The following is a 7,295-nucleotide window of genomic DNA, read 5'->3' on the forward strand; positions in this document are numbered from 1 at the left end:
CGTGCTGACGAACCAGAACCAGAGATCTTTCATGTTTTTCGCCTTATCGATTCGGGGATATTAGACCATGGCATCCATTCTGCCCAAGGGCAAGACAGGTTTCACGGACCTCAATGGCCGGCCTCTGATCGGCGGGAAGGTCTATTTCTACGAGCCCAGCACGGAGAACAAGAAAGACACGTGGCAAGACGAGGCAATGACCATCCCGAACACGAATCCCGTTGTGCTCGATGCGCGCGGAGAAGCGGTCATCTGGGGCGGCGGATCGTATCGTCAGGTGCTCAAGGATGCGCAGGGCGTCACGATCTGGGATCAGCCGGTCGTCGACGCAACCGAGGGCATTAGCGAGAGCATCGACGATCTGCAAGCTGGATTGGCGAAGGTGTACACCGACCTCGCGGCACCGACCGGCGCAACGCTGATCGGATCGAAGGGCGGCACCGTCCAGAAGATGGCCGGCATCGAGGTGGACAACCTCGACGACCTCGCGTCGCTTCCGGTCGCCAACCTTCTGGCGGGCGATCTGGTCCACACGCGCAAAGAGAACCTGACGCTTGTCGTTCTTGCGAACACCGCGACGAATGTGCCGCTCGACTTCTCGGACGTGGGTGGCGGGAAGTTCACTTTTCAGGACGGCATCACGCGCTTCTTTTCGGCCGCAACGAAGACCGTCGCGTACAACCGCGCGCAGGCCGATTCGATGTCGACTGACTTCTCCACGATGGTCGGCTACGCGGCGAGCGGTGGAACGACCGGTGGTGGCAGCGGGACGATCTACTGGGTGACGAACACGAGCGACGACATCTTGGTATCGGGCTCGCTGCGGTGGTGCATCGAGCAGGTACGCACCGCGGGCTCGGGGCGCGTGCTGTTCCATCCGCGAGGCAACTTCGACGTCTTCCTTAACTCGCAGATCATCATGCCGTCGAATATCACGGTGGATGCTCCGGGCCGTAACGCTCGAGTCTGGGCGCCGACAGACGTCACTCGCTTCAAGCTCATCAACAGCACGAACGTCATTGTCCGGCGCTTGCAGTTCAGCTCGGTTCCGGGCGCGACGGTAACGCTGCGTGATGGCATCTGGATCACGCCGGATACCGTCGACAAGGTGTGGATCGATCAGTGTTCGTTCCGATATGCCGGTGACGGATGTATTGATATGTCGACGCTCGTCGAGATGCCGTCCGGCTGCCGCATCACGGTGTCGCGCTGTCTGATCCGCCAGCACGATAAGGGCATGCTCCTGGGCTCGCTCGCGTGCTACAACCCGAGCCCTCCGGCATGGTGCCCGACGGCGGCGCCTGACGCGGTCAAGCTGTTCGTCACGATGTATCAGAACTATTTCGATTCGGTGGGGCAGCGTCAACCGAAGGTGGTCTCTCAGACCTTCGTCGACTCGGTGAATAACGTCCATCGCATCTCGGAGCAGTTGCGCGACGACGGCACGACGGGCGCGGCCTACGGCATTCTGACGGCCACCGGCGGCGCTGCTATCTCGCGTGGCGATTATTTCATGTCGGCAAAGGGCACCGGCTGGTCCGGCGTCGATGCCGTACGCACGGCTCAGGTTCCGCTTGGCGGCGGCACGGGTGCGACGGACGGTCCGGGCGTGGTCGATTACACGAGCGCTACGGTCGCAGCAGATGGCATCACGCTCGCATCGTTTCAACCGGAGAAGATTCCCGCCATCTCCTACACGCTGAACCCAACGGCCATCCCCTCGACGAGCTACGCACGCCGCAAGTTCGCGCAGACGATCCGCGCGAATGCGGGCGCGGAGTTCGATAGCGCGGCGGACGGCGAATTCAGGTGGGATTCGACGAGCCAGGATTCGCCCAACGCATTCGATGTGATCTCGGAGACATCAGGCGCGGGACGCTGGAAGCGCACCGATCGCATGAACGAGGCGCCCGCGTTCGCGGCGCTGACTCCGGCAAGCCGCACGGTTACGACGCCGCGCGCGCCGACGCAGACCATTGCAAGCGACGCGATCACGATTCCCGACACCGGCACGTACTTCGCGGTCGACACCGAGGGCGCCGCGTCGAGCGATTCGCTGTCCACGATCAACAACGGCTCCGATGGCCGTCAGATCGTGCTGCGCTCCGCTTCGTCCAGCCGTCTGGTCACGCTCGTCAGCGGCGGGAATATCGCGGTCCCGGACAACTATCCGCTGTCCTCGAACAACACGGCGGTCTCGCTGATTTACGACAGCGCCACCTCGCGATGGCTGCTGACGAACAAGCTTGTGACGTACTCGAGCGCCTGGAACGGAGCGCTTCCCTTCAAGCTCGGCGCCTACTACCTGTGGGTCGATAGCTCGGGTCGTCTTCGCATCAAGAACAGCGCGCCTTCAACGGACACGGACGGAACCGTGGTCGGAACTCAATCTTAAGGAATCGAAATGGCACTCAAAAAATCTGCCACCTACAAGACGCTGGAAATTCCTGCGGCTTATTACCGAGTCGTTCTTCCGCAGATCGAACTGTCGGGCAATTCCATGTCGTTCGGCGTGTGGATGTATCCGTCGCAAGACGCGGCCGCTGACTCGAACAACATGCTGTCCGATGCAGCCGTGTCATACAACGGCGTGTCGTTCAACGTCGCCGGTGCGGATCCCTTCACGCAGGCCTATGCCTATCTGAAGACGCTGCCCGAGTTCGAAGACGCGGTGGACGTGTAAAGGGAAGTGCCGCCCGCGCGGCACCACATAAAAAACACAACAGCCACATAACGGGGAACTCAAATGGAGCGGATGCAGCATGAGGGCCATCCGCCGCGTACCGAAGGCGACGACATGCGCGCCATTCTCGCCGCGCTCAACAAACTGACCGTCGATTTCGGACTGCGGCACGTCGAGAACACGAGTTCTCTTGCGGTTTTGGAAAAGGATCTGAAGGTCGTGAAAGAGCTGGTTGATGACTTGGCAAAGGGCTTTCCGGGAGGTGATCCGGATGGCCACCGCCGCGCGCATGAGGCGCAGATTCGAAAGGCTGAAGCACGCGCGAAGTTCTACGAGGACCTGCGCAGCAAGCTAGTCGAGAGAGGTTTATGGGCGCTGATTCTGTTTATCGGCGTTGCGCTCTGGCAGTACTTCAAGGTGAGGGTGACACAGTGAATCCGACCGACTACATCGACAAGGTGATCGGCCGCGAAGGCGGCTATTCCAATAACCCGGCCGATAGGGGTGGCGAGACAATTTGGGGCGTCACGGCCGCGACCGCACGCGCCTTCGGCTACACGGGCCCAATGGCGCAGATGACGCGCGACACCGCGATCGCGATCTATCGCTCGCGCTACTGGACCCAGCCGAGGCTCGATCAGGTCCAGGCGATCGATGGTGATGTCGCGGAAAAGCTGCTCGACATCGGTGTGAACATGGGGCCAGCGACCGGCGTCAAGTTCCTGCAGCGCGCGCTCAACGTGCTGAACCAGCAAGGCAAGGCGTTCCCTGACCTCTCAGTTGACGGCGGTATCGGCGCAATGACAATCGCAGCGCTTCAGGCGTTCATCGCGCAGCGCGGCAACGATGGCCGGCGCGTGCTGCTCGGGATGATCGCTGCGCAACAGTCGGTGCGGTATGTCGAGATCGCGGAAGCGAATCCGACGCAGGAAACGTTCGAGTACGGCTGGCAGTTGAATCGAGCTCTGGGAGTCGCAGCATGAGCACATGGGGAGATATTGCGGGCGTCATCGGCAAGGCCGCACCCGTCGTCGGAACGCTATTGGGCGGCCCCGCCGGAGCAGCGGTAGGTGGGCTGGTCGCGGCAGCGCTCGGCACCGAGAATACGCCCGATGCCGTGAGTGCTGCCCTCGTCGGCAACCCTGACGCAATCGTGAAGATTCAGGAGCTTCAGACGAACGCGAAGGTGCAGCTGCAGCAGCTCGCGGTGACGGCAGAACAGAACCGGCTCGCGGACATCCAGAACGCCCGCGCGCGGCAGATCGCAAGCCCGAACGATCACACGCCCCAGTGGCTTGCAGGCGGTATCACCGCTGGCTTCTTCGGGTGTCTAGGCGCTGTGATGCTCGCCCCGCTTCGTCAGGACGTGCACGACTTGCTGCTAGTCATGGTCGGAGCGCTGCAAACCGCCTGGATCGCGGTCGTCAGCTACTACTTCGGATCCAGCAAAGACAGCCGCGAGAAGACGCAGATGATCGCAGACGTCGGCAACGCGGCAGCAGCTGCACCGGTGAACGTCACGACGCCAGCGCCGACTGTCGTGCAGCAATCGGCGCCTGATCCGGCTTTGTATCGGGGGAACTGAGCGAAGGGAAGCGGGCCAAACCGTCGAATTGCCGGGACAGTTCGTCTCTTTCCTAACGTATGGCTAAATGTGCGGGTGCTAACATACTAAAAAGACGACCCTCACCAGGCACCAACAGGAGTTCATCATGACTGCTCTTGCGAAAGAGCTTGCAACTTATCAGAGAGAATTACTTAATCTTCTCGCTGATGAGGGAAAGTTTGTCCTCATACAAGGGGACAACGTGGTAGAAAAATTCGACACATACGATGACGCACTCAAGATCGGATATCAGACATTCAAACTCGAGCCGTTCTTGGTGAAGCAGATCACTCGCATTGAGTCTGCGGCAAACTTCACTCGTCGATTCTACGTTCCGTGCCCAGCATAAATCTTCAAATCGGCCCTATGGGGCCATTAGTTACCGTTGTTTTGGCGCCGAGCGTCCATCGTCAATTGGCCCTGCGAGCAGCGGGGCAAGCTCTCCCAGCGGCGACGCACGGTATCTTTCTGATTGATACGGGTGCCAGCCACACTTCCGTCGATCCCGGTCTCCTTGGGCCGCTTCAACTGCAACCGACCGGCACAATTCAGGTGCATACGCCGTCAACAAACGGTGCGCCTGTCTCCTGCAATCAGTATGATGTCGAGCTCGCAATCCCGTCTCCAAACGGAACGCCGTTCAACATACAAGCGCTACCTGTAACAGAGGCAAATCTCGCATCCCAGGGCATATTTGGGCTGCTCGGACGCGACGTGCTCGCGCGTTGTCAGCTGATCTACAACGGGGTTATTGGCCAGTACACGCTCTGTTACTGACTGGCAGTGTGCGGAAATCGAAAAGCCACCTTCGGGTGGCTTTCTCGTTTATGCGGCCTTGAACGGCAGCACGTTCCACTTTTTTCCCTCCGCGCACGAAACGATGAACGCGGCCCACAGTTCGAGCGCCTCGCGCCGCTCGGGGATTTCCTCGCGCACGTCGTAGATCCGCTCCATGCCCTTCAGTTTGTGATTCAACGCGATCTCGGTAATCTCGTTCGGGATCTTCATGTTGCGCATGTGGCCCTTCGCCGTGCTGCGCGTGTCGTGCGGCGTGAAACGGCGAATCTCTAGCCCGCCGCGCGTGAAGGCGCGGTCAATCGCCGCCCATAGCGTCGTGTTGCCGATGTGCGTATCGCCGTGCTTCTCTACGCGATCGATGCGCCGCGCCGGCAGCACGTAGTCGGAGTCACCCGCGATTGCCTTCAACTGCTCGAACCAGCTGCGCACCGTGGGCGTGATCGGCACGAGGAATCCCGATCGCGTCTTGACCGACTCTTCCGGAACCCACCACGTGTTGTTGTCCCAGTCCATGTGATCCCAGCGCGCCTTGACGAGCTCGACTGACCGCACGCACGTCGCGAGCAGAATGCGCAGCGCGAGGCCGTTCTCGCGTCCGATCGTCTCGTCGATGTCGGCGAGTAACTTGTGCAACTCGTCCTCGGTGAGCATGATTCGGGGCTTGACCGGCGGGCGCGGACCCATAAGTGACTTGAGGCTGATGCCAGTGCACGGATTGACGTCGATCATCCGCTTGCCGCAGGCGTGCGCGAAAAGCTGTGTCGCCGTCGTCAGGATGCGTTTACAGACCGTCCACGATCGCTTACTCGTCTCCAACATGTGCACGACGTCGGCCGCCGCGATTTTGCGTACCTCTAGCGACCCGAGCTTCGGGCGCACGACGTTTTCGAGGTCCCACTTGCGGTAATAAATGGTTCCCTTCGCGAGCGGCGGTTTTAGCACCTTCTCGTCGAAGTCGTCGATCAGATCCGCGACTGTCCAGGCGCTGAGCGAGCGCGCCTTCTCGGTTTTTTTCTCTGACGCCGGGTCCGCGCCCGAGTCGATCGAGGCGCGATGCGAGCGCGCGAGCTTGCGCGCCGCGGCGAGCGACACGTCCGGATAGTTGCCGAGCGTGAGTTCTTTCCGGCGTCCACCGCCCATGCGGTAGCGAAGAATCCAACTCGCCGTTCCGGCTTTTGAGAGAGTGAAGGTGAGGCCTTCGCCGTCAGATTTGGCGAGCGGCTCGCCCTTCGCGATCCAGCGTTTGATCTGGATATCGTCGAGCAGATGGGATTGTTTCGGCATGGCTGAGGGTGGGTAGCTAGGCGCGCATTATAGGCTAGCTACCCACCTAGCTACCCAATTTCCACGTGTCAGAGCGCGGCAATACGAGACATAGGGGAACAAAGAATCTAGGCGAGGCGGGGGTGAGGCGGAGATTTGGATTCGTCATGAGAAACCGTGATACAGCGACCCAGCTTGCAGGTGGCGATTTTCATGAATTTCGGTCTTCGTCGGAGAGCGCGGCCGTGCGCTGAAGTTAGGATTCTAGCGGAGCGTAGGGGGTGGTTTCGCTGCGCGGGTGGCGTTGGGGAATGGGTTGGATTGGGGGGCTGCTTTCGTCGGATCCCGATATCACGTCGGTCTATTAGCACTGCCCCTCCCCGGGGCGGGGGTCACTTTCTTTGCTGCTGCAAAGAAAGTAACCAAAGAAAGCAGCTCGTTTAGGCCCGCGGTCACACGTAGTTTGGCCATGCTTGCCAGCCCGCGGTGGCACTCGCCTAAGTGTCGCCCTCGAAGGCCCACTCGGGCTTGGCTCGCGCACGGTCTGCCGCCCGAGACGTTTCAGTGCGCTGGTTCAGCACGAAAGAGCTTCGGCACAGCGCTACGCGCTGCCGTCGGGTACGCGAGGGAAACCGTCGAGAAGAAGCGTGCGCGGACCCGATTGACCCGTCGGCCGCGTAGCGGGCCGGAGCTATTTGGTGCTGAACCAGTGAGGCGAGTGGTGCGATGTGTCAGACCGTGCGCGGTCCAAGCCCTTGTCTGCTTGTGGGGGCACTCGCTATTGCCGGGCCATTAGGCCAATCGCCTGTGCCGCGGCCGGCATGAAGTGCTTAGGCTGGGGATAGCTGTTTCTTTGGTTACTTGTATATTGATTCCAGGTGGGCGGAAACTGATCTCTTCCGCTCACCCGAAGCGGTAGCCCGTTTGTGTTACATGGGCTCGCAG

The 7,295-nt window shown here is 60.7% G+C and carries 7 protein-coding genes; 6 read left to right on the forward strand and 1 reads right to left on the reverse strand.

Annotation, left to right across the window (positions count from 1 at the left end):
• The first annotated feature begins 67 nt into the window (after positions 1 to 67).
• From IAG25_RS35615 to IAG25_RS35640, 6 genes are all read left to right on the forward strand, one after another.
• Complete coding sequence (locus IAG25_RS35615) at positions 68 to 2,395, forward strand: pectate lyase family protein (RefSeq protein ID WP_187609039.1); 2,328 nt, start codon at positions 68 to 70, stop codon at positions 2,393 to 2,395.
• A gap of 9 nt (positions 2,396 to 2,404) precedes the next feature.
• Positions 2,405 to 2,683 carry a hypothetical protein gene (locus IAG25_RS35620; protein WP_187609040.1) on the forward strand — a complete coding sequence of 93 codons (279 nt, stop codon included), beginning with the start codon at positions 2,405 to 2,407 and terminating at the stop codon, positions 2,681 to 2,683.
• A 63-nt stretch (positions 2,684 to 2,746) separates the two neighbouring features.
• Entirely contained in the window at positions 2,747 to 3,118 is a 372-nt protein-coding gene (locus IAG25_RS35625) for a hypothetical protein (protein WP_187609041.1), read from the forward strand.
• Positions 3,115 to 3,666 (forward strand): glycoside hydrolase family 108 protein, encoded by a 552-nt coding sequence (locus tag IAG25_RS35630; protein WP_187609042.1) that lies wholly within the window; start codon positions 3,115 to 3,117, stop codon positions 3,664 to 3,666. Before IAG25_RS35625 ends, IAG25_RS35630 begins: the two co-directional genes overlap by 4 nt.
• A complete protein-coding gene (locus IAG25_RS41755) occupies positions 3,663 to 4,268 on the forward strand; it encodes a hypothetical protein (RefSeq protein WP_255504193.1) in 606 nt (201 codons plus the stop codon). The genes IAG25_RS35630 and IAG25_RS41755 overlap by 4 nt, the downstream gene beginning before the upstream one ends.
• 127 nt (positions 4,269 to 4,395) lie before the next feature.
• The gene (locus IAG25_RS35640; protein WP_187609043.1) at positions 4,396 to 4,638 is read left to right on the forward strand and encodes a hypothetical protein; all 243 of its coding nucleotides are present in this window, start codon (positions 4,396 to 4,398) and stop codon (positions 4,636 to 4,638) included.
• A gap of 476 nt (positions 4,639 to 5,114) precedes the next feature.
• Here the strand turns inward: IAG25_RS35640 and IAG25_RS35645 are convergent, their stop codons facing one another.
• Entirely contained in the window at positions 5,115 to 6,371 is a 1,257-nt protein-coding gene (locus IAG25_RS35645; protein ID WP_187609044.1) for a tyrosine-type recombinase/integrase, read from the reverse strand.
• Between the last annotated feature and the right edge of the window lie 924 nt (positions 6,372 to 7,295).

It is taken from the genome of Caballeronia sp. EK (assembly GCF_014384845.1).
GTDB classification, from domain to species: domain Bacteria; phylum Pseudomonadota; class Gammaproteobacteria; order Burkholderiales; family Burkholderiaceae; genus Caballeronia; species Caballeronia jiangsuensis.